The 19647-nt window shown below is 40.1% G+C and carries 18 protein-coding genes; 10 read left to right on the forward strand and 8 right to left on the reverse strand.

Annotated elements, in window-relative coordinates:
* Positions 1–100 precede the first annotated feature (100 nt).
* A complete protein-coding gene (locus tag GQR52_RS06845; protein WP_165727926.1) occupies positions 101–1624 on the forward strand; it encodes a sensor domain-containing diguanylate cyclase in 1524 nt (507 codons plus the stop codon).
* Positions 1625–2300: 676 nt separating this feature from the next.
* Here the strand turns inward: GQR52_RS06845 and GQR52_RS06850 are convergent.
* Positions 2301–4382, reverse strand: coding sequence for a TonB-dependent hemoglobin/transferrin/lactoferrin family receptor (locus tag GQR52_RS06850; RefSeq protein ID WP_165727927.1), 2082 nt, complete (start codon positions 4380–4382; stop codon positions 2301–2303).
* A gap of 140 nt (positions 4383–4522) precedes the next feature.
* On the opposite strand from GQR52_RS06850, the gene GQR52_RS06855 reads away from it, so the two are divergent.
* Genes GQR52_RS06855 through GQR52_RS06870 form a run of 4 tightly spaced genes read left to right on the forward strand, consistent with a single transcriptional unit; the run spans position 4523 to position 7882 of the window.
* Positions 4523–5332, forward strand: coding sequence for an ABC transporter substrate-binding protein (locus GQR52_RS06855; RefSeq protein WP_165727928.1), 810 nt, complete (start codon positions 4523–4525; stop codon positions 5330–5332).
* Positions 5329–6381: an iron ABC transporter permease gene (locus tag GQR52_RS06860; RefSeq protein WP_007583641.1), complete on the forward strand. Its 1053-nt coding sequence runs from the start codon at positions 5329–5331 to the stop codon at positions 6379–6381. Before GQR52_RS06855 ends, GQR52_RS06860 begins: the two co-directional genes overlap by 4 nt.
* Positions 6378–7166 carry a heme ABC transporter ATP-binding protein gene (locus GQR52_RS06865; protein WP_165727929.1) on the forward strand — a complete coding sequence of 263 codons (789 nt, stop codon included), beginning with the start codon at positions 6378–6380 and terminating at the stop codon, positions 7164–7166. The genes GQR52_RS06860 and GQR52_RS06865 overlap by 4 nt, the downstream gene beginning before the upstream one ends.
* Positions 7163–7882 carry a DUF2470 domain-containing protein gene (locus GQR52_RS06870; RefSeq protein WP_165727930.1) on the forward strand — a complete coding sequence of 240 codons (720 nt, stop codon included), beginning with the start codon at positions 7163–7165 and terminating at the stop codon, positions 7880–7882. Before GQR52_RS06865 ends, GQR52_RS06870 begins: the two co-directional genes overlap by 4 nt.
* Positions 7883–7948: 66 nt before the next feature.
* On the opposite strand, the gene GQR52_RS06875 is transcribed toward GQR52_RS06870, so the two are convergent.
* Complete coding sequence (locus GQR52_RS06875) at positions 7949–8881, reverse strand: ChaN family lipoprotein (RefSeq protein ID WP_165727931.1); 933 nt, start codon at positions 8879–8881, stop codon at positions 7949–7951.
* 282 nt (positions 8882–9163) lie between these two features.
* On the opposite strand from GQR52_RS06875, the gene GQR52_RS06880 reads away from it, so the two are divergent.
* On the forward strand, positions 9164–9964 hold the full coding sequence (locus tag GQR52_RS06880; protein ID WP_010552897.1) for a nucleotide-binding protein: 801 nt from the start codon (positions 9164–9166) through the stop codon (positions 9962–9964).
* A gap of 56 nt (positions 9965–10020) precedes the next feature.
* Positions 10021–10401 carry a hypothetical protein gene (locus GQR52_RS06885; RefSeq protein ID WP_010552898.1) on the forward strand — a complete coding sequence of 127 codons (381 nt, stop codon included), beginning with the start codon at positions 10021–10023 and terminating at the stop codon, positions 10399–10401.
* Positions 10402–10626: 225 nt separating this feature from the next.
* Here the strand turns inward: GQR52_RS06885 and GQR52_RS06890 are convergent, their stop codons facing one another.
* Positions 10627–11127 (reverse strand): lactoylglutathione lyase family protein, encoded by a 501-nt coding sequence (locus GQR52_RS06890; protein ID WP_007583656.1) that lies wholly within the window; start codon positions 11125–11127, stop codon positions 10627–10629.
* A gap of 114 nt (positions 11128–11241) precedes the next feature.
* Between GQR52_RS06890 and GQR52_RS06895 the strand changes: the two genes are divergently transcribed.
* On the forward strand, positions 11242–12117 hold the full coding sequence (locus GQR52_RS06895; RefSeq protein WP_165727932.1) for a LysR family transcriptional regulator: 876 nt from the start codon (positions 11242–11244) through the stop codon (positions 12115–12117).
* A 61-nt stretch (positions 12118–12178) separates the two neighbouring features.
* Here GQR52_RS06895 and GQR52_RS06900 read toward each other — a convergent pair whose 3' ends face one another.
* The gene (locus tag GQR52_RS06900) at positions 12179–12856 is read right to left on the reverse strand and encodes a haloacid dehalogenase type II (protein WP_165727933.1); all 678 of its coding nucleotides are present in this window, start codon (positions 12854–12856) and stop codon (positions 12179–12181) included.
* A gap of 80 nt (positions 12857–12936) precedes the next feature.
* The gene (locus GQR52_RS06905; RefSeq protein WP_165727934.1) at positions 12937–13713 is read right to left on the reverse strand and encodes a class III extradiol ring-cleavage dioxygenase; all 777 of its coding nucleotides are present in this window, start codon (positions 13711–13713) and stop codon (positions 12937–12939) included.
* 106 nt (positions 13714–13819) lie between these two features.
* Between GQR52_RS06905 and GQR52_RS06910 the strand changes: the two genes are divergently transcribed.
* Positions 13820–14722 carry a LysR family transcriptional regulator gene (locus GQR52_RS06910; protein WP_165727935.1) on the forward strand — a complete coding sequence of 301 codons (903 nt, stop codon included), beginning with the start codon at positions 13820–13822 and terminating at the stop codon, positions 14720–14722.
* 36 nt (positions 14723–14758) lie between these two features.
* On the opposite strand, the gene GQR52_RS06915 is transcribed toward GQR52_RS06910, so the two are convergent.
* Positions 14759–15640, reverse strand: a complete 882-nt coding sequence (locus tag GQR52_RS06915; protein WP_165727936.1) for a LysR family transcriptional regulator — start codon at positions 15638–15640, stop codon at positions 14759–14761.
* A gap of 90 nt (positions 15641–15730) precedes the next feature.
* Here GQR52_RS06915 and GQR52_RS06920 point away from each other — a divergent pair, with 90 nt between their 5' ends.
* Positions 15731–16159: a PACE efflux transporter gene (locus GQR52_RS06920; RefSeq protein WP_165727937.1), complete on the forward strand. Its 429-nt coding sequence runs from the start codon at positions 15731–15733 to the stop codon at positions 16157–16159.
* A gap of 680 nt (positions 16160–16839) precedes the next feature.
* Here GQR52_RS06920 and GQR52_RS06925 read toward each other — a convergent pair.
* Positions 16840–18006 carry an aldo/keto reductase gene (locus tag GQR52_RS06925; protein ID WP_165727938.1) on the reverse strand — a complete coding sequence of 389 codons (1167 nt, stop codon included), beginning with the start codon at positions 18004–18006 and terminating at the stop codon, positions 16840–16842.
* A gap of 351 nt (positions 18007–18357) precedes the next feature.
* Positions 18358–19596: an NADH:flavin oxidoreductase/NADH oxidase family protein gene (locus GQR52_RS06930; RefSeq protein WP_165727939.1), complete on the reverse strand. Its 1239-nt coding sequence runs from the start codon at positions 19594–19596 to the stop codon at positions 18358–18360.
* Between the last annotated feature and the right edge of the window lie 51 nt (positions 19597–19647).

The raw sequence follows: 19647 nt of genomic DNA on the forward strand, positions 1-19647 counted from the left end.
ATAATACCTAACTTCGTATAATACGCGCTGAATTTGAGTGCTTTGGAATGCAGCTTTGCTATATAAATTACTACCCGCTTTAAATTTAAGATTTCTTATATTGCTACTCGCATTCTCTGCAGCACTGAGCACATTGGTAGGGAGTTTTTATTCTACCTATCAGGTTCAAAAAGAGCAGTTAACATCATATACGCTAAAAAGTAATTTAGCCTATGCACAAAAATTAGCCTCCGCAACTGATAACTTTTTAAAGTCTGCGCTTCAGCAGCTTGAATACTCAGCTAAAATTATTGAGCAATCACCAAATAACTCCAAATTATTAAACGATGAAGCCATTCGTTTAAATCATCAAACGGATAGCTTTAACTCTGTTGTGATTAATTTACATGGTGTAGTTGCAGCGACGTCGCCTCACTTTGAAAGTTTAATAGGCCAACAAATACAGTCTCCAGGAGCAATAGAAGCACTAAAAGAAAAACGCCCATTAATTAGTGAGCCTTATTTATCGGCAGCTGATAATTTAATTGTTTTTATTTCGCACCCGCTATTTGATTCTGAAGGTAAGTATTTAGGTTATATTGGGGGCTCTCTTTATTTAAAAGAGAAAAATATTTTAAATGAGCTTTTAGAACAACATTACTACAAAGGTGGTTCGTACCTTTATGTTGTTAGCTCAAATAAGCGCATTTTATATCACCCAGAACCTGCCAGAATCGGCAACGTTATTGCTAACAATGCTGTGATTGACGCTGTTATAGATGGCGAAATAGGCACTTCAACGGTTATTAATAGCTTAAATAAGCCGATGCTCGCAGGCTACGCACCCATTACTTTATCTAAATGGGGAATAGTGGCGCAAAGACCATTAGAATCAACGCTCTCTTCGCTAGATACATTAACTATTGAAGTCATTAAACAAACAATACCTATGGCATTAGTCACATTTATTTTTATTGGTTTATTCGCACACTTTATAGCAAGGCCGCTAAAGCGATTAGCCGATAACGCAAATACACTCGATGATCCAAAAAGCTTAGAAAAACTTAAAAGCGTGAAGTCGTGGTATTTTGAAAGTCAAGAACTGAAGTTAGCGATGTTAAGAGAGGTTACTTTATTACAAGCACAAATAGGTGTGCTACGCCATGACTCACAAACAGATCCCTTAACAGATACGCATAACAGAAGAAGCTTAAACGGCCTACTTAACCAGCTTATGCTAAAGCAAACCCCATTCGCTATATTAGAAATTGATATCGACTTTTTTAAACGTGTTAACGATACTTTTGGACATGATAAAGGCGACGAAACTTTAGTTTCGCTAACAAATATAATTAAAAAACTATCAAGAAGAGACGACATAGTATCAAGAATCGGCGGTGAAGAATTTGTTCTTGTACTACCAAATGAAAACAGCCAAAGTGCCTATAAAATAGCAGAGCGTTTACGTAAAACAGTAGAATCGACAGAAATAAACACCATAGGAAAAATCACTATTTCTATAGGTATTGCGACCTGGCCTGAGCATAGTACTGATATTGCCCAAGTATATAAATGTGCCGATAAGGCGCTATACCATGCTAAAGAGCATGGTCGTAACCGATGCGTAGTGGCCGATATTAGCTAAGCGCAGCTTAGTTAAGTAATACACTGTATTACTTTAAATTGATAAATACTTTACAGAGAGTTTATTAAGCCAGCCATCTGCTTTTGATGGCTTGTAAATCATTACTATGCCTTTGCTATAGTGACTGTTAACCCCCTTTACAGTTATTTTTGTAAGCGCTAAGTCATCAATCAAAAAATTTGGTAAATACGCTAATGCCAAAGCAGTTTTACTACCAAACTAACTTTTTAAAACCCGTTACATGTTGAAAAATCACGACTAATAAAACACAAAAATGCATTTTCATTAGTAAAACTAACGCAGCAACAAGGCTTGGTAATTCATAAATACAAAGTAAACCAAGCTATGACTCGTTAAGATTAGTGCCGCTTACTAAGGGGGAGTATAACGGGGAATTAGAATGCGACAGCGCAATAAATACAACGCTTGCAAGTAAGCTAACAGCATGTTTTAAAAACGCCCCAGCTATTTAGAAAACCAAGACTTTGCGATTAATTAATTTATAAATAACGGCGATTTTGGCTTTAAAAGTGCTGTTTATATAAAGTGTTAATGGGCATTAAGTATGTAGAAGTGTACCTGAGTATACTCACCATTAAGTAATTTGACTTGAGTAAATATGTGCAATAAACGCTGCATACCCATGCAGCGTTTATTGCCATTTGTTTAGCCCTAATTAAAACTGATAGCTTACCCTTGCTGAAAAGTTACGCCCAGGTTGGGTGTATTGGCTAAAATCAGCACTTTGCGATTGACCTGCAATCAACTCAAAAGGTACATATTCTTTATCGAGCAAGTTAAGTACACCTACATTTAGCCGCCACGCTTGCCATTCGTAGTTTGCGTATAAATCAACAACGCCGTAGCTATGCCCTTGCGTAGTTTTATCATCGTTTGCATCAAGTACTACATCCGATTGCGATTTAGCTAAACGCAACGCAGCGGTCCAGTTAATATTACCCAGCTCTGTACTTAACAATATTGAGCCATTTAACGGGCTAATGCTGGTAAGTGGCTGATCGGTTTCTTTGTTTTCACCATCAACGTAGGCCACGTTTGCCTCAAGTAGTATATTTTCAGCGACATACATGGCAATTCCGGCTTCTACACCGCTTATTTGTGTTTCGCTAATATTTTGATATTGATACAAAGTTTTGTTTACGCCAGGAATATACGTTGGCTCAACACCCACTACGGCGGTTTCAATAAAATCATCGAATGCTGCATAAAAAGCACTTAAGTTTACGCTAATATCGCTGCTGGCGTATCTTAGCCCAAGCTCAAACGAATCACTGCTTTCAGGGTCTAAATCGGCGTTTGGTAATATTTGATAAAACGGCTCAACGCCGTGGCTTTGATAGGCTTGGTCGTGTGGTGGTATTTTAAAGCCTCGTACGTATTGCCCGTACAACGATAAGTTATCATCCACTTGGTATATAACACCTAGCTTAGGCGAAAAGGCAGATTCGGTAATATCATCAAGCTGTGCATCGGCGTATAACTCATCACTTTTAGCCTCTAGGGTGTAGTAATCGTATCGCACACCTGCAATAACCGACCACGCGCTGTTATTAAACGAAATACTGTCTTGCACATAAGCGCCAATTAAAGAGGTATCAGCTCCGGGAAATGCTTTTTGTTTTTGATCGGTAAAATCAACGGTGCCATCGGCTAAAATACGTGTTTTAAAACGAGGGCGGGTGGTGTCGTATAAGTCGATATCAACTCCATATACCACTTCATGATCGGTGGTTTCTCCTTTAAGCCCTTTATTAAATACTGCTTTTAAACCTAAAATATTTTGCTCAAAGCGATAGTCGTTATAATCGGTGTAGGTGCTTGCGCCACTAATTGCATCACTTTGTTGCTCGTAACTACTATAAGACACTTGCCCGTACCATTTATCAAACGCAGCGGTTGCTACTTCTGAGTGGTAATCTAGCGCCAGCGACCAACTTGTATCGTCTTCTTCGGTTTCTTGAACCGCGGGGGTTATTACTTGCTCAGTCGTTTGATTAAAATAATCAAGGGTGTATTTAAGTGTGCGTTTTTCATCAAGCTGTTGCTCAAATTTAACTATTAAAGCGTCCGACTTTGCATCATAACCGGGTAAGTTTTCGTCGTAATTTTGTACTTCTTCGCTGTCGCGATGGCTATAAACTGCGCTTACTGCAAAGTCGCCTAAGTCTTTTGCACCGGTAATATCAGCAGCAATTTGGTTACTTTGACCTTGATACCCCAGTGCCATTTTTACAAAGCTGCTGCTATCTTTTAAGTAATCGCTTGGATCTTTAGTGGTTATAACCACAATGCCGCCGAGTGCGTCAGAGCCATATAAAGACGATGCAGCACCTTTGGCGACTTCTACTTGTTTTACGCCCGCTACATCAAAGTAATTGCGGCCAACTAAATAACCCCCTCCGCTTGCATAACCATCGTTGGTGCGTCGGCCATCTTTTATAAATACAACGCGGTTACCACCAACGCCACGTACAGTAAGCGTTTGCGCGCCTGCACCACTGCCAGTAGTTGCAATGCTTGAATCGTATTTAAACATGGTTTGTAAATCTACAGCGAGCTGGCGCTCTATGTCTTGCTCGGTAATAACAGTAACTGAGCCAGTTACATCTTTAAGCTTTTGTTCAAAGCGCGAGCCACTCACAACAATATGTTCGTCAATTATGTTTTCGGCAAATACAGTGCCAGATCCGAGTAATAAGGTTGCTATAGCAGTAAATTTAAATGTAGAGGGGTTCACTTTAACTCCAAATGATAATAGTTATTATTTATGGCGAGGATGTTACAACTAAGTCAAATTAAGATCAATTAATTATGATAATCATTTTCATTTAGATTTAACTAGTTATAATAGCCGAAAAATAAAAGCCGGAGTTTGTAATGAAATACCTATTTATATTGTTTGCTTTAGTCGCTCAACCTGCAATTGCACAGGAGCGCGTTATTAGTGCTGGCGGCACCCTTACAGAAATAATTTATGCACTGGGCAAACAAAATACCCTTGTAGCGGTTGATCAATCTAGTATGTACCCACAGCAAGCTACGCAATTACCACAAGTGGGTTATTACCGCGATTTAGCGGCAGAAGGCGTGCTTTCTATGCGCCCAACCACCTTGTTAGCGCTTGAAGGCGCAGGGCGAAGCCAAGCACTTAAACAAATTGAGGCAACAGGGGTTAAGCTAATTCATTATAAAAAGCCGACCTCAGTTAATGAGCTACTTGAGCTAATTAAACGCCTTGGTACCGACTTAAACGCCAAGCAAAAAGCGCAATCACTTATTACGCACATTACAAACTCATTACCTGTAAAAGCAAAAGTGCAGACACGCAGCGCGCTATTTTTACTCTCAGCTAATGAGCGCGGGCTTGTTGCCGCAGGGCAAGAAACCGTCCCTAATTTATTATTTAGCTATGCGGGCATTACTAATATAGGCGCTACACATTCAGGCTTTAAAGTAATTAATACCGAAGTACTTGCTGTAAATCAGCCTGACTTTTTAGTTGCGCCAAAGCATGTTGTACAAAGCATTGGCGGCAAGCAGGCTTTTTGTAAGCAACCGAACCTACGCTTATTAAAAGCTGCGCAAAGCTGTAACTTACTTGTTATGGATAGCCTGCTTTCGCTTGGCATGTCGCCACGTATTACCACAGCAATTAATGAGCTTAACGAGTATAAAACCCGCTTATGAACACCCTAACATTGAGCCGCTTTGTGCCCATAACACTTAGCCAAACTCATAAGTGGATGCTATTAGCCTCTGTTTGTATTTTTGCTTTGGCGCTACTAAGCATTGGGTACGGCCCTGCAGGATGGGATTGGCGTTTAGCTATTGCCTGGCTTGCACCCGAGTACTTTAATCAGTTTGATGCGCTGCAAATAAATGTCGTAATGCAAATACGTTTGCCGCGTTTTGTGCTTGCTGTATTAGTAGGGTTGGTACTTGCCCAAACAGGGGCGGCAACCCAAGCGCTTTGCCGTAACCCGTTGGCCGACCCATCTATTATTGGCATTAGTGCAGGTGCGGCAATGGTTGCAGTGGCGTTTATTGCACTTAGCGCGCAGTTTAATTTTAACGCTCAGTTGTATTTACCTTATGCGTCGTTTTTAGGGGCGCTTGGTGTTACCTCGCTGGTATATTTTATTGCCAAGCAGCAGGGGCAAATTAATATCACCACACTTATATTGGTAGGAGTCGCTATTAACGCGTTAGCATTCGCTGTTATTGGGCTACTGAGTTTTTTTGCCGACGATAGCGCACTACGATTAATAAATTATTGGACCATGGGCTCATTAGGCGGAGCAAGCTGGAGCACGATTATTCAAGCTGCGCCGTTACTGTTTATCAGCCTAATTGGCCTGTGGCGGTTAAAAAACCCCATGAACTTACTCCTTATTGGCGAGTCACAAGCTCAGTACCTAGGAGTAGACACTAATAAGCTTAAATTGTATGTCATTATACTCGTTGCATTAGGGGTAGGTGCGGTTGTAGCGCTTACCGGTTTAATAGGGTTTGTTGGCTTGGTAGTCCCGCATATTGCCCGCTTAATGGTGGGGCCGCATTTACGTAATATGCTGCCGCTTTGTATGCTAATTGGCGTAGTGGTATTGCTACTTTCTGACTGGCTAGCACGCATTGTGATCATGCCATCAGAGCTACCCATTGGCATTATTACCGCGCTATTGGGTGCGCCATTGTTTATTTATTTAATAGTGAAAAATAAGCGAGGTTGGTCATGATCACGTTTAACAACCTAAGCGTTGGCTTTGATAATCATAGCGTTTTAAACGCTATTGATGGCAGCGCTAAACAAGGGCAACTTGTAGCACTACTTGGTGAAAATGGCGCAGGTAAATCTACCTTGCTGCATACCTTAGCAGGTATGCACTCCTTTACAGGCAGTGTACTTTTTAATGCTAAGCCGCTGGCCTCTCACGCTAAAAAACGCCTTGCAACACAGCGCGCAGTCATGATGCAAGCTAACCACGTAGGGTTTGATTTTAATGTATTTGAGCTTATTGCAATGGGCCGCTACCCGTATGTAGAGTCATTAAAAATGCAAAGCGAAAAAGTACATAAATACGCCGCTATTATGGATTTAAGCCATTACTTAACTCGCCGCGTAAGTGCGCTTTCGGGCGGGGAGCAACAACGCGTGCATATGGCGCGTACTTTAGCGCAGCTTAATGCCTTTACACAATCGGCAGAGCCAAAACTAATGCTGCTCGACGAGCCTACATCAGCACTTGATATGCGCCACCAACATGCACTGCTCAGCTGCGTTAAAACCTTTGTAGAGCAGGGCAACAGCGCCATTATTGCAATACACGATCTAAATTTAGCCAGCCTTTATGCAACCGACGCTATTTTACTGCACAACAAAAAAGTGCTGCAAAGTGGGCCTATAAACACCGTATTAACTGAACAAAACTTACAACAAATGTACGCCATGAAACTGCACGTAAATCCTCATCCTTATAACGATGCACCCATGGTTTTTTCCCAACGTCAGGAGTTTTTATGAGAGAGCAAGCATTAAACGATGCACGCACCTTGGTTTACAAAACCAATGCCGGTGTCATGTCGACTATTTCTAATAATTTACGTGGCTACCCGTTTGGCTCGGTAACCCCTTATATGTGCGACGAACAAGGCCGACTATACTTTTTTATTAGCGATATAGCCCAGCACACTAAAAATCTAAAGCACGACTCTCGTATGAGCCTTACTATATTTGACGCCGCCGACTACGGCGACCAAAACGAGCACGGGCGAGTAACGCTTGTAGGTGATGGATCTGTTGTGCCAAGTGAGCAAGCAAACACTTTACTTAATAACTATATTGCCTTATACCCCGAAGCCGCCAGCTATCGCAACGCGCACGACTTTCAATTATGGCAATTAGACGTAATACGCGTGCGCTACATTGGTGGCTTTGGAAAAATATTTTGGCTTGAGCAAAACGAATGGCAAGACGAAGCAAAAAACTGGGACGAAAGCCAACAGCAAAGCATGATTAATCATATGAACGACGACCATCAAGATGCTATGTCGCTCATATTAATGCAGCACTATAACGTAGCTGATAACACCCCAATAATGAGCGGCCTACTACCCACTGGCTTTTATATACAAAGCCAAAAGCGTAACTACTTTATTAACTTTAAAACCCAGTGCAACAGCCCGATAGAGGTTCGCAAAGCGCTGGTTACGCTAACCAATCAAGCACGCAATAACTAAACTAAATACATGACGACATAGTTAACCTGAGCTCTGGTTAAGAGGTTTACTAACTATGTCGTTATTTTATAAGCAAGCTGTTTGCTCGCCTCGCTTGCCTAACGCTTTAAAAGCCGCTTGTTGATGTTCTTTTTGTATGTAACGGGGTGGCAAAGGGTTAACCTGCAACTGATATCCTGTTTGGTTAGCTTGCACACTTGTAACCGGCGATATCCAGACAACATTTAACTCTGGCGCTAAACGTTTAATAACACGCGCTATACCTTCGCCATTTTTCACATGAAAATCGCCCGCAATATGCATTACCTGCGTATTTTTATGTGCTGTTATATAGTTAACAATAGACTCCCCCATGGTTTCATCCCATGTAACTTGTGCTGAAAAATAGTTTTCGTTTTGACTGGGCGAGCCGTGGTGCATTGACGCCATAAAGCGTTGTTTATATTCACTGGGGGACGTATCAATAGTGCTCGCAATATAGCTCTGCTGTGTTTCATCAAGTTTATTTAGGTAACTTATGCCTTGCCTGCCAACACACGTAACAATATTTTTAGGCGCATTTGCAGCGATTACATCGCTATTGTTCGTTTTTGCCAGCTCTACCAGCGCCCGATAATCGCTTTTGTAATTAGGCCATGCTTGGGTGTTATCAATTAAGTACTGCTCACCAATTTCACCCTTAACGAACTGGTTTAAAGTAAGCTGATCTGCGCGGCTAAATTGCTCAAGCGACAGGGCAGTGCGTTTATTACCTACACTTAATTGCTCAAATAACTCCGCCTGAAATAAATGTACGCCCGGATGTGTATGCCATTCACCCACTAAAACCACATCGGCATTTAATAGCGAAGGCTCTAATAATACAGAGCTAACAGGCTTTGCTTGTGCATTATAAAGCGCTGAGTAATAAAGCGATGAGCTTTTATCAGGCACCGTGGCTGTTGTGCTACAACCACTCAAACCCGTAACTAACGCCAGAGTTAACATAGACTTTTTCATACACACCTTTCAAAACCCGTTAATACAAATAATTATCAATATCATATACTTGTAATACCTATTAAGCCAGCCAAACTGCTGCTTACTTACATAATCAAGGAAATGAGCGAAACGCGCATTTATATGCCTTAACTTTGCTTGTAAATATTAAATAGCTTTTGATAGCAATATCTTAGGTAATTTGTTAAAACTGTGTAAAGTAGAAAATGAGCGTGACAACCGCAGGAATATACGCAAAATTGTTGTGCTTTTAAGTTCTAGATTGAATTATAGGAGATCTAATTGAGTATTGAATTTTTAGAAACGGATTTCGATAAGGTTAGCTACCTTTTGAATTTGCTCACTGCAAGAGCAACTGGACTTGCATCTGACTCAGGTGAATTTGAAGCATTACGCTCTGAATTGCTGAGTAATTCTAATCTTGCACCAATGCTTCCTCAGTGGTTACGACAGCACCGTAATTTAGATTCATTTTGGGGGTTTATTCAGCCAAAATTTAGTAGTTACGCCGAAAGACGTACGTATTTATCTGGTGAGTTCACACCAATATTAGATCAATTAGAGTTCGGGGAACCAACTCAGGGAGTAATGCCAACTACTACAAATACACCAGTGCCTCCAGCTAAAGAAGTTCCTCGTAACAAACGGAAAGTGTTTATTGTTCATGGACATAACAACGAAGTAAAACAAGAAGTAAGTCGCTTTGTCGAGCAACTTGGTTTAGAAGCTATTATCCTGCATGAGCAAGCTAACGCAGGAATGACAATTATTGAAAAAATTGAACATTATTCAAATGATGCTGATTTTGCTCTTGTTTTATATACTCCATGTGATTTAGGGAGAGCTATAACAGAGCCAAACCCTCCAAAAAATAGAGCACGACAAAATGTAGTGTTTGAACATGGTTACCTTATTGCGAAGCTTGGTCGAGAAAATGTCTGCCCTTTAGTTAAAGGGGCTCTTGAAACTCCAAATGATATAAGTGGTGTTTTATATGTCACTATTGATGATCCTGGTGCATGGAAAAACCAAGTAGCAAAAGAGTTAGTTCAATGTGGCTACACTTTAAAATCATTTTTCTAATAAGTATCAAAGACTAACGCTTACACAGGCGCTAGGCACTGGAGAAGGTTTAATAGATGGAACCAAATTATTCAGAATATTCTATTACTGAATTGCAAGAAGCTATCACGTCTATTGATAGGGCTTTGTACCCTGAACGCTTTGAGCTATTAAAAGCCGAACTATTAAATAGAGACGAGGAAGAGCATAATGCTTCTCAATTAGTAAGTCTTTCATCAAAGGACTTACTTATTAAGCTCAGCAATGCATTTTTTGTAATTCCGTTGATGATCTATGTAGGAGTAGATGCACTTAATAGCGGTGAAATACTCCTTAAAGGAGCAGCTATATCAAAAAATGAAAACTTTATATTATTTACATTAAGCGTAATGTTTTGTTTTTTAATCTCAGCGGTACTGACATGTAGCCTGTTTGTGGATAAGAGCAAAAGTTCCTAACAAATACATTATGTCGTTCATAAATTCACTAGGACACAGTTCGATTGGTAGTGTTTTTCTGGAGGTTGATAATATTTTCAACTCAGGGCAAAACATGCAGCACAAGCTAAGCAAAAACAAGTTATAGAGAATAAGAAGACGGTGAAGTGTATTTAAAACTCTATAACTGAAACAAAAAGGCCGCAGTAATAAATACTGCGGTCTTTGTTTTTAGCTAAGTGCTATTTAGTAAGCGCCTGCGCTGTAAATAAGCTCGTAGCTGTGGCTGTAAATTTCAAGGATATTACCAAACGGGTCTTCCATGTAGATCATGCGGTATGGTTTTTCACCTGGGTAGTAATAACGAGGGGCTTGCATACGTTTTTTACCGCCAGCTTCTACAATACGTTCAGCTAAACCTTCTACATCAGGGTCTTGAACACAAAAATGAAAGATGCCTGTTTTCCAGTATTCAAAATTGTCTTTTGGGTTTTCTTGGTTTTTAAATTCGAAAATTTCGACACCAATACGATCCCCTGTAGATAGGTGCGCTATTTTGAATTTTTCCCACTTTTCGCCAAATACTTCTGTGCACATTTCGCCAATGGGACTTTTGTCTTCGGTAATTAAAGTGGGTTCCATTATGGTGTACCAACCCATAACCTTAGTGTAAAACTCGACTGCTTTTTCAACGTCGGGAACCGAAATACCAATGTGCGAAAAACTACGTGGATATGTATGACTCATAATGCTTCCTCTTTAACTTGTGACTTATCTTGTGACTAGTTGATGGAGTTAGTTTACGAATCGACCACCATTAAGTAAAATTATCATTAATCATCATTTTGAGTACGTTTTGTAATGATAAATCCAACATGGTTAAATACGTTTTGCACTTTGGTTGAGGTAAATCATTTTACCCAAACAGCTGAGCGCCTTTATATGACCCAATCTGGTGTAAGCCAGCACATTAAAAAGCTAGAGCAACAAGTTAACTGCGCTTTACTTGAGCGCCATGGTAAGCAGTTTTCGCTTACCCCTCAGGGCCAAAACTTATATCAGCAGGGCAGCTTACTTCTTAATGATTGGCAGTTTTTAGAACAACAATTAAAAGATGATTCGCCGTACAGCGGAGCGGTAAAGATTCAATCTCCGGGCAGTTGTGGTTTAAAGTTTTATAATCAATTATTAGCACTGCAATCTGAGCATAAAGAGCTGATTATTGATTACCGCTTTGCGCCCAATGTAAGTGTTGAACAAGCTGTAGCAAACCACAGTGCCGACATCGGTTTTTTAACTCAAGCTCCAACATTTAGCGAACTAACCAGCCATAAAATAAGCCAAGAGCCACTACTACTTGTAACGCCTGCAGGTATAAACATGCCTAATTGGCAAACCCTGTGTGAGCTAGGGTTTATTGCTCATCCCGATGCAAGCCATCATGCGCAGCTACTACTAAGCGAAAACTACAGTGAGTTTGAGCATATTGACCAAATAAGACGTACGGGATTTTCTAACCAAATTAGTTTAATACTAGAACCAGTAAGTTTAGGGTTGGGCTTTACGGTATTACCTGCTCATGCTGTTGGCGCATTCAATAAGCCCGCGCTTATTAAAACGCATCATTTAGAATGTCCGGTTAGTGAATCTATTTATGTGTGCCATCACCGAAATAGGCCGTTGGCAAAACGTATGAATACAGTGATTGAGCTAATAAAGGCGGGAGTAAATAGTTAAAACGTAAACCCCCTTTACACCCACGGCACTTAATACCATAGGCAAAAGGGGGAACAGAAAATTAGTTAACGCTTTCTAATTTTGCTTTTAAATCGAGTAAGTCGGTTGCGATAGTATTTGGCTGTATTTCCCACGGATCGAAGATTGATTCTTTAGATCGTTGAATCCACGCCGCGCGCATACCGTGCGATATGGCACCGGTTACATCAAACGGGTTACTTGATACAAGCCACGTGTTTGCGCCTGTTGAATTGGTTTCGCGTAAAAAGTGACTATAAACCCCTGGATTTGGTTTAAAGGTTTTAATGTCGTCGGCACTTACTACCCCTTCAAAAAGTTCACTAATACCTGCGGTTTCTAATAAGGTATGAACTGCGTCGGCAGCTCCGTTTGAAAATGCAAACAAACGGTAATCCTTCGCTTTTAATTGCTCAAGGCCTTCTTTTACATCATCGAACGCAGGAAGCGTTTTATAAAGCTCTAGCAGTTGCCCCTTTTGATCTTCACTTAGCTCGGTTTTGTGTGCTAAGCAGGCGTAATCGAGTGCGTGTTTTGTACATAGCGAGAAAGGAATATAATTTTGCATTAATCCACGTCTAAATGAATACTCTAATTGCTTTTCGCGCCATGTATTTGAAAATGCTTGGGCGTTATCGCCAATCATGTCGTCGAGTAAGGACAGTACGCCGTGAGTGTTTATTAGCGTACCGTATACGTCAAATGCAAGTGTAGTTGCCATGTTTGCTCCGCAATAAAATAAATGAAGTTGGTTTTAGAGTACTTGCTTACAGCTTAACTTAATTTGAACGAACGCTCAAATTAATAAAACTTATAAGCATCGAGTGCTAAAATATCCATTTCTATATCTTCATGTATTTTTTTGGCTTTACCGTCACTACTTCCAAGCGCTGCAAAAAGAGGTAAAAAGTGCTCCTGGGTAGGGTGATTAAATAAAGCATGGGGTGCTTCATTTAAATAGCTAAGTAACGCCTGGGTGTTTTGCGCTATTAATTTTTGCTCAACCCAATAAGTAAACTCATTAACCATTTGAACACGATTAGGTGTAGCAGGGCTTTTAAATATTTCACGTAGATTGTGACTAATACCGCCTGAGCCAATAATTAATACGTTATCGCTGCGCAGTGGTGCAAGTAACTGTCCGTATTTATACATCGCCTGAGCGCCTAAACGCGTGTTAATAGACACCTGAACAATGGGAATATTAGCTGCTGGGTACATTAAGCGCAGCGGGATCCACACACCATGATCCCACCCTTGATCTGCACTTTGCACCGTTTTAATACCCGCTTTGTAAAAGTGCTCACTAATAGTATTAGCAAGCTTAGGGTCTCCTGGTGCTGGGTATTGAATTTCATATAGGGGCTTGGGGAAGTTATAAAAGTCGTGAATAGTATGCGGCGTATCTCCTGATGTAATAACTATATCGTGCGCTTCATCAAAGTGGGCAGAAAAAACCACAATAGCACGTGGTTTACTAAGCGTTTGACCTAATGATGCAAGAAAATCTGACGTAGCCGATTGCTGAACAGCCATCATTGGCGAGCCGTGAGATATAAATAAAGCTGGCTGAGTCATACTAAAACCTTAAACAAATAAACGTGTTATAAACACTATATAAGTTTCTAATTTGACGATAAATATGATACTTATTTATACATTATCAACAAGGCATTGTTAAAAAATGGATAAGCTCACCACCATGAAGACCTTTTTAGCCGTTGTGCAAGAAGGATCATTTTCAAAAGCGGCCGATAAACTCGATATTTCGCCGCAGTTAGTCAGCAAATATATTTCTGCGCTGGAAGATAATCTACGCACACGTTTATTACACCGTACAACGCGAAAAGTAAGTGTTACAGAGGCTGGAAATCAGTATTATCAGCGTTGTCAGCAGGTGGTTATTGATATTGAAGACATGGAAAACTCCCTCAATAACTTAAGCGAAAATGTATCGGGTGTGCTTAGTATTAGTGCGCCTATGTCGTTTGGTACAAAGCATTTAGCAGGCTTGCTAGTTGATTTTCAAAAGCAGTATCCAAATTTAAAGTTAGATTTACGGCTCACCGACCAATATGTAGACATAGTAGAGCAGGGTATTGATATTGCTCTGCGCATTGGCGTATTAAAAAACTCAACGTTGATAGCTAAAAAAATTGCACCTATACACCTAGCGGTGTTTGCATCACCCGACTATTTAAAACGCCATGGCACGCCACAAACGCTTTTAGATTTACAGTCACATAATTATTTACGCTATTCCCACAGCGAGCCCACAAAGCGATTATTTGGGGTTAATGAGCTAAAAAGCGAGCTAAAGCTTGAAAGTAACTTTGTGGCTAACAATGGTGATTTGCTACTAAATACAGCCATTGCGGGTGGTGGTATTGCTATGCAGCCAACATTTATAGCAGGGGAAGCACTGGCTCAAGGTAAAGTAGTGCGCATTTTAAAAGACTATGAACCCGAGCCAATGGGGCTTTACATGGTGTATGCAAACAGACAGTTTTTACCCAGTAAAGTACGTGCGTTTGTTGATTTTGCAAGTGGCTATTATGGCGATACACCTTACTGGGATTTAGCGTAATAAAAAGTAAACCGCCTAACAGGCATTATATAAAAGCTAAATTTTTAAAAAATTCCGTAGTAAACTTCTTAGTACTTTAAACACCTCTTGATTACTGTGTTGCTGATGCTGTAATACATCAACATTAGCCAACCAACCCATTTCTTCAAACTCAAGAGGAAGTTTAACCAGCTCACCACTTTGTACTGCATCTACAGCTACATGGTTTGGTAATAAGCACCACCCGTTACCTTGTATTGCTAGCTCGAGTAATACAAAGTAATTATCGGCATACCAAATCTCTGGGCTAATTTTTAGCTGAAAGCTACTTGTTTGCGTATTGCGAGAACGAAGAAGAAGTTGTCGATGTAGCCGAAGACCATCCATATTTTCACATCTGATCCCCGCTAAAGGGTGCAATTTAGCAACATATAAATCAAATTTTACTGATCCAATATATTCATAGTCTAAGTAACTCGGTATATTTAATTCACTAAAAATAATACCCGTTATAGGCTTTTCGCTGTTTAGCATGTCAATTATGTCATGGCTGGATGCACTTAAAAACTCAAGCGATACATAAGGATACTTAGTTTGCAGCTTGCTAATAATACTCGCGATAGTTTTAAACGGGATCCCTTCGTCAAGTGCGATAGTGATTTCGGTTGGTGTTTTTTCGTTTAGTGCTAATGCAGAGTTTGTTAATCGCTGGTGTTGATTAAGCACGGCTTTAGCCTGGGGTAGTAACTGTTTACCGGCTTCGGTTAATTGTGGATAGCGCCCTGTGCGCTCAAATAATGTCGCATTACAGTCTATTTCTAAATTAATAATATGCTGACTTACTACCGACTGCGCTTTACTTAAACTACGCGCTGCGGCCGAAAACGATCCAGCCTCAACGGTAGCTACAAATGCCTGAAGTTGTTCAATACTAAACATATCGCTTTTACCGATACTAGCTAACTAACATGTATCTTAATAATGAATGAAAATAACCGTCTCGTCATTCACTAAAGAACTTATTTATATATGAACACAGCAGAACGTATTTTTCAGGCCCTAATATTTGAGATGATTGCATTATTTATTATTGTTCCTGCATCTGTTTATTTTGGTGGGTTTGCAACAGGAAAAATGGCAATTGTAGGTATTGGTTTATCAATTTTTGCCATGTTGTGGAACTACATTTACAACATAGTGTTTGATAAAATAGTTGGGCATAACCGAATCGAGCGAGGTTTAGTAACCCGCATTACGCATGCATGTGGCTTTGAGCTGGGTATGTTAGTAATAACGCTGCCAATACTTGCTTGGTATTTAAATATTACATGGCTAGCCGCTACAGCATTAGAAGCTGGCTTTTTAGTTTTTATACTCATATACACGTATATTTTTAATGTGTTGTACGATAAGTACCAACCTTACAAAAGATGGGTTAATAAATCGCAATGTGCTTGATATTTTTAAGTTTATAAAAGCAACGCTGTGGAGTATTGAGATCGTTTTGGCAAAAGCGCAATGGCAATAAATAACGGTAAATGTGGCTTTTAATTAAACCAATTAGCACTGCTCAATTGACTAAGTAGTGCTAATTTACTATTTGTACTATTTACCGGCTAACTGTAATGGGGGTTTACAGTAACTTTTTGCCTTATATATTTAGCTCTTTTAATATGTTCCACACGCTCTCACCACTAGGGTGAAGCGCAGCATGATACCGATATGCATAATATGTAATAGGCACGCAATGATGCTTTTGGCCAACCACAACTAAACAATCCTCTTTTAACATACTCACTGAGATGTTCATTTGGTTTATAAGGTTACGAGCTGTTATATAAAATATTTTACTGCTTGAGGTAGTGTAATCGGTAGATTTTTCCTACCTATTAGCTCTGCGCCTTGTGTCTATTATTTATCGAGACACAGCATGTAGAGCTTGCTCACGCGAGAAACCGAGCTTTTGACTGCCTAATCACTAATTTTAAAAACTAATTTTAAAAACTACGTTTTTAAACGCCAGCAAGCTGCGCTTATATAAATGCCCAACAATCAATGTACTTACTACTAAGCGTTGCTTAAAAATAAACCACACTGACTATAACTAGGTGTGCCAAGCAAATGGCACACCTATTTTGTTATGTGGGTATGGGGGCGTTTTCTGCAATAAGCTGTTTAGATTTCAATTCACTCCAAAATTCGCTTGGTATGGTAACTTTCATTGAGGCTACATTAGCTTTAATTTGCTCTGCCGTGCGTGCGCCAGGAATAATTGAGGATACCGTTGAAGGTGCCTCTGCGAATTGCAGTGCAGCTGTTTTAATATCAATCCCATGTTTAGATGCAATGTCGCTTATTGCATTAAACTTTTGCTGCATAGGCCCAGGAATTTTAGGTGAATAATTAAAGCGGTTACGACCGGCTAAAAAACCACCATTAAGCGGAGCACCAATGACTGCTGAAACACCTCGTTTATCAAGCATAGGAAAGGTTTTATCAAGTGCCTGCTTATGATCTAAAATTGAATATTGCAGCGCTAGTAAGCAAATATCAGGGTCTGACATATCAAGCGCTTTATAAATAGCATGAGGTGTATTTACTCCAAAACCCCAGCCTTTAATTATTCCTTCATCACGCATTTTAGTTAACTCAGGAATAGCCCCTTTTGCAGCCTGATCAAAATACTTAAGCCAATCATCTCCCATATCACTATTTTGCGGTGATAAATCGTGAATATAAACAATATCAAGTGAGGCGACACCAATACGATGTAACGTGTCTTCTATTGAACGACGCGTACCTGATGCAGAGTAATCATATTTATAATGAAAAGGTGAGTGATCAGCCCAATGCCAACTATTTTCTAGAGGCTCTGCTGAAGGGGTAAGAAGGCGACCTACTTTTGAGGATAAAACATAATCTTCATGCTTTTTGTTTCGAAGTAAATCACCGAAGCGCCTTTCACTTAAACTCAAGCCGTAAAAAGGTGACGTATCAAAATGACGAATACCAGAATCCCATGCTGCATTTAGCATTGTTAAAATTTCTGCATCGCTTGATATAGTATTAAAGCCATTCCCAGCGGCAAGACCGCCTAAGCCCATTCTGGATTCAGGCCGGTAATGCTTAGCGTTAGTAACATCGTTTGTGGGCAGAGCAGCGCTTTTATCTATTGATCCTTTAGTTTGCATAACACTGCCGTTAGACATTTTTACTTTTAATTGTTCAGCCAAAGCTGAAGCACTAAAAATAGAGCCTAAACTTAAAGCAGCGCCTGCTTTAATAAAATTTCTGCGAGATACCATGTAACTATTCTCCTTGAGTAAGGTTAAATATCTACGCTATAAACTAGTATAAATACCAACCAAACTCAAGCGAGAGGAAAGCAATAAATGTCAATACTTTCAATAAGATAGCTAAATTAACAAACGCTGAACGCGCACTTTAATTAACATTTTAGAATGATTATTTTCTTTACTCGTACAGTACTTTAATATGCACAAAATAGTGCACTTTAATAGCTTGATAAAAAAGCAAACTTCCAAATTGGTGCACGCCTTAATACTCATTTACACAACATAAAAATGGTTACATTTATTCAAGTGTAAAAATTAGTAAACAAAACCGGAATACATAAAAAGAGTGAATACCAAAGCTTAGTTAATCTCACTAGCAAAGCGATTGCGGTAACGCTTAGTTAATTTAACCGAGCGTAGCTGGTCGCTAATTAAAGTAAATATTGGTGAAGCGTTTGTTTTTACAGATTTGCCTTGGCCTATACGTCGTATTTGCCTTTTTACCAGTGCCATAGTGGCAAGCCCTGCGAGGGTTTTATCTTGCCAAGTAACACTGGGTAATACGGCTAGTTGCAGTGGCTCATTTTGCCATTTGTTTGGTAAATTTGGTTGGTATGCAAGCGCAGTGGCAATACCCACGAGGGCCACTCCACTTTCAATCACGTTGTTGGCAATAGATAAGCGACTAATGCCGCCGGTGGTCATTATTGGGATTGATGAGCGGTGGCTAATCGCTTTTGCAAACTCTAAAAAGTATGCTTCGCGGGCAAGTGTGCGTTCGTCACCTGTTTTACCTTGCATGGCAGGGGCTTCGTAGCTACCACCCGAAAGCTCTACAAAATCAACATTGAGTTCATTCAATAAATCCACTACAACTTGCGCGTCACTGGATTCGAACCCACCACGTTGAAAATCTGCAGAGTTTAACTTTACTGAAACCGAAAAGGTCGGGGAACAAACCGCTTTAATACTGCGGGTTATTTCGAGAAGTAAACGGGCTCTATTTTGTAAACTTCCCCCCCATTTATCGTCGCGCTTATTGGTAAGTGGCGATAAAAACTGGGCAAGTAAATAGCCATGCGCTGCATGTATTTGTACGCCATTAAAACCGGCTTTTTCGGCTTGTAGTGCAGTTTGTGTAAAGCGGGTAATAACATCGTCAATGTCGGTTTGCGTCATTGCCTTTGGTACGCCAAATAAGTGCGAGTGCTTACCCATATTAAGTGCAATACTTGACGCTGATAGAGCCTTTCCACCCATTTTTTTAAATACTTGCCTACCAGGGTGATTAATTTGCATCACCACTTTGCAATTATTTTGCTTTGATAAACGAGCAAGCTCGGCAAAGGCAGTAATATCGGTACTTTGCTCAAGCACAAGGCCACCAGGGCCTGTCATCGCTAAATGATCAACCATTACATTGCCAGTAATAATTAGCCCTGTACCGCCTTTAGCCCATGCGCTATAAACGTTTTTAAGTGCTTGGGAGGGTGTTTGGTCCTCTTGTGCTAGGTTTTCTTCCATAGCGGCTTTGGCAATACGATTTTTTAATACTAAACCACTTGGCAAGGTAAAGGAGGTAAACACAGGGTTGCGCATAATTATTGGCTAATTAAATTGACATTAAAACAACTATAACCTTAAAGTTAG

It is taken from the genome of Pseudoalteromonas sp. 31A1 (genome assembly GCF_011378815.1).
In the GTDB taxonomy this organism is placed as follows: domain Bacteria; phylum Pseudomonadota; class Gammaproteobacteria; order Enterobacterales; family Alteromonadaceae; genus Pseudoalteromonas; species Pseudoalteromonas arctica.

Excerpts from the sequence above, each read along its gene's own strand:
- GQR52_RS06885 (WP_010552898.1), top strand. The coding sequence starts at position 10,021 with ATGGAACCAAATTATTCAGAATATTCTATTACTGAATTGCAAGAAGCT.
- GQR52_RS06890 (WP_007583656.1), bottom strand. The coding sequence starts at position 11,127 with ATGAGTCATACATATCCACGTAGTTTTTCGCACATTGGTATTTCGGTT.
- GQR52_RS06920 (WP_165727937.1), top strand. The coding sequence starts at position 15,731 with ATGAACACAGCAGAACGTATTTTTCAGGCCCTAATATTTGAGATGATT.
- GQR52_RS06910 (WP_165727935.1), top strand. The coding sequence starts at position 13,820 with ATGGATAAGCTCACCACCATGAAGACCTTTTTAGCCGTTGTGCAAGAA.
- GQR52_RS06860 (WP_007583641.1), top strand. The coding sequence starts at position 5,329 with ATGAACACCCTAACATTGAGCCGCTTTGTGCCCATAACACTTAGCCAA.
- GQR52_RS06905 (WP_165727934.1), bottom strand. The coding sequence starts at position 13,713 with ATGACTCAGCCAGCTTTATTTATATCTCACGGCTCGCCAATGATGGCT.
- GQR52_RS06895 (WP_165727932.1), top strand. The coding sequence starts at position 11,242 with ATGATAAATCCAACATGGTTAAATACGTTTTGCACTTTGGTTGAGGTA.
- GQR52_RS06875 (WP_165727931.1), bottom strand. The coding sequence starts at position 8,881 with ATGAAAAAGTCTATGTTAACTCTGGCGTTAGTTACGGGTTTGAGTGGT.
- GQR52_RS06855 (WP_165727928.1), top strand. The coding sequence starts at position 4,523 with ATGAAATACCTATTTATATTGTTTGCTTTAGTCGCTCAACCTGCAATT.
- GQR52_RS06915 (WP_165727936.1), bottom strand. The coding sequence starts at position 15,640 with ATGTTTAGTATTGAACAACTTCAGGCATTTGTAGCTACCGTTGAGGCT.
- GQR52_RS06925 (WP_165727938.1), bottom strand. The coding sequence starts at position 18,006 with ATGGTATCTCGCAGAAATTTTATTAAAGCAGGCGCTGCTTTAAGTTTA.
- GQR52_RS06900 (WP_165727933.1), bottom strand. The coding sequence starts at position 12,856 with ATGGCAACTACACTTGCATTTGACGTATACGGTACGCTAATAAACACT.
- GQR52_RS06930 (WP_165727939.1), bottom strand. The coding sequence starts at position 19,596 with ATGCGCAACCCTGTGTTTACCTCCTTTACCTTGCCAAGTGGTTTAGTA.
- GQR52_RS06870 (WP_165727930.1), top strand. The coding sequence starts at position 7,163 with ATGAGAGAGCAAGCATTAAACGATGCACGCACCTTGGTTTACAAAACC.
- GQR52_RS06865 (WP_165727929.1), top strand. The coding sequence starts at position 6,378 with ATGATCACGTTTAACAACCTAAGCGTTGGCTTTGATAATCATAGCGTT.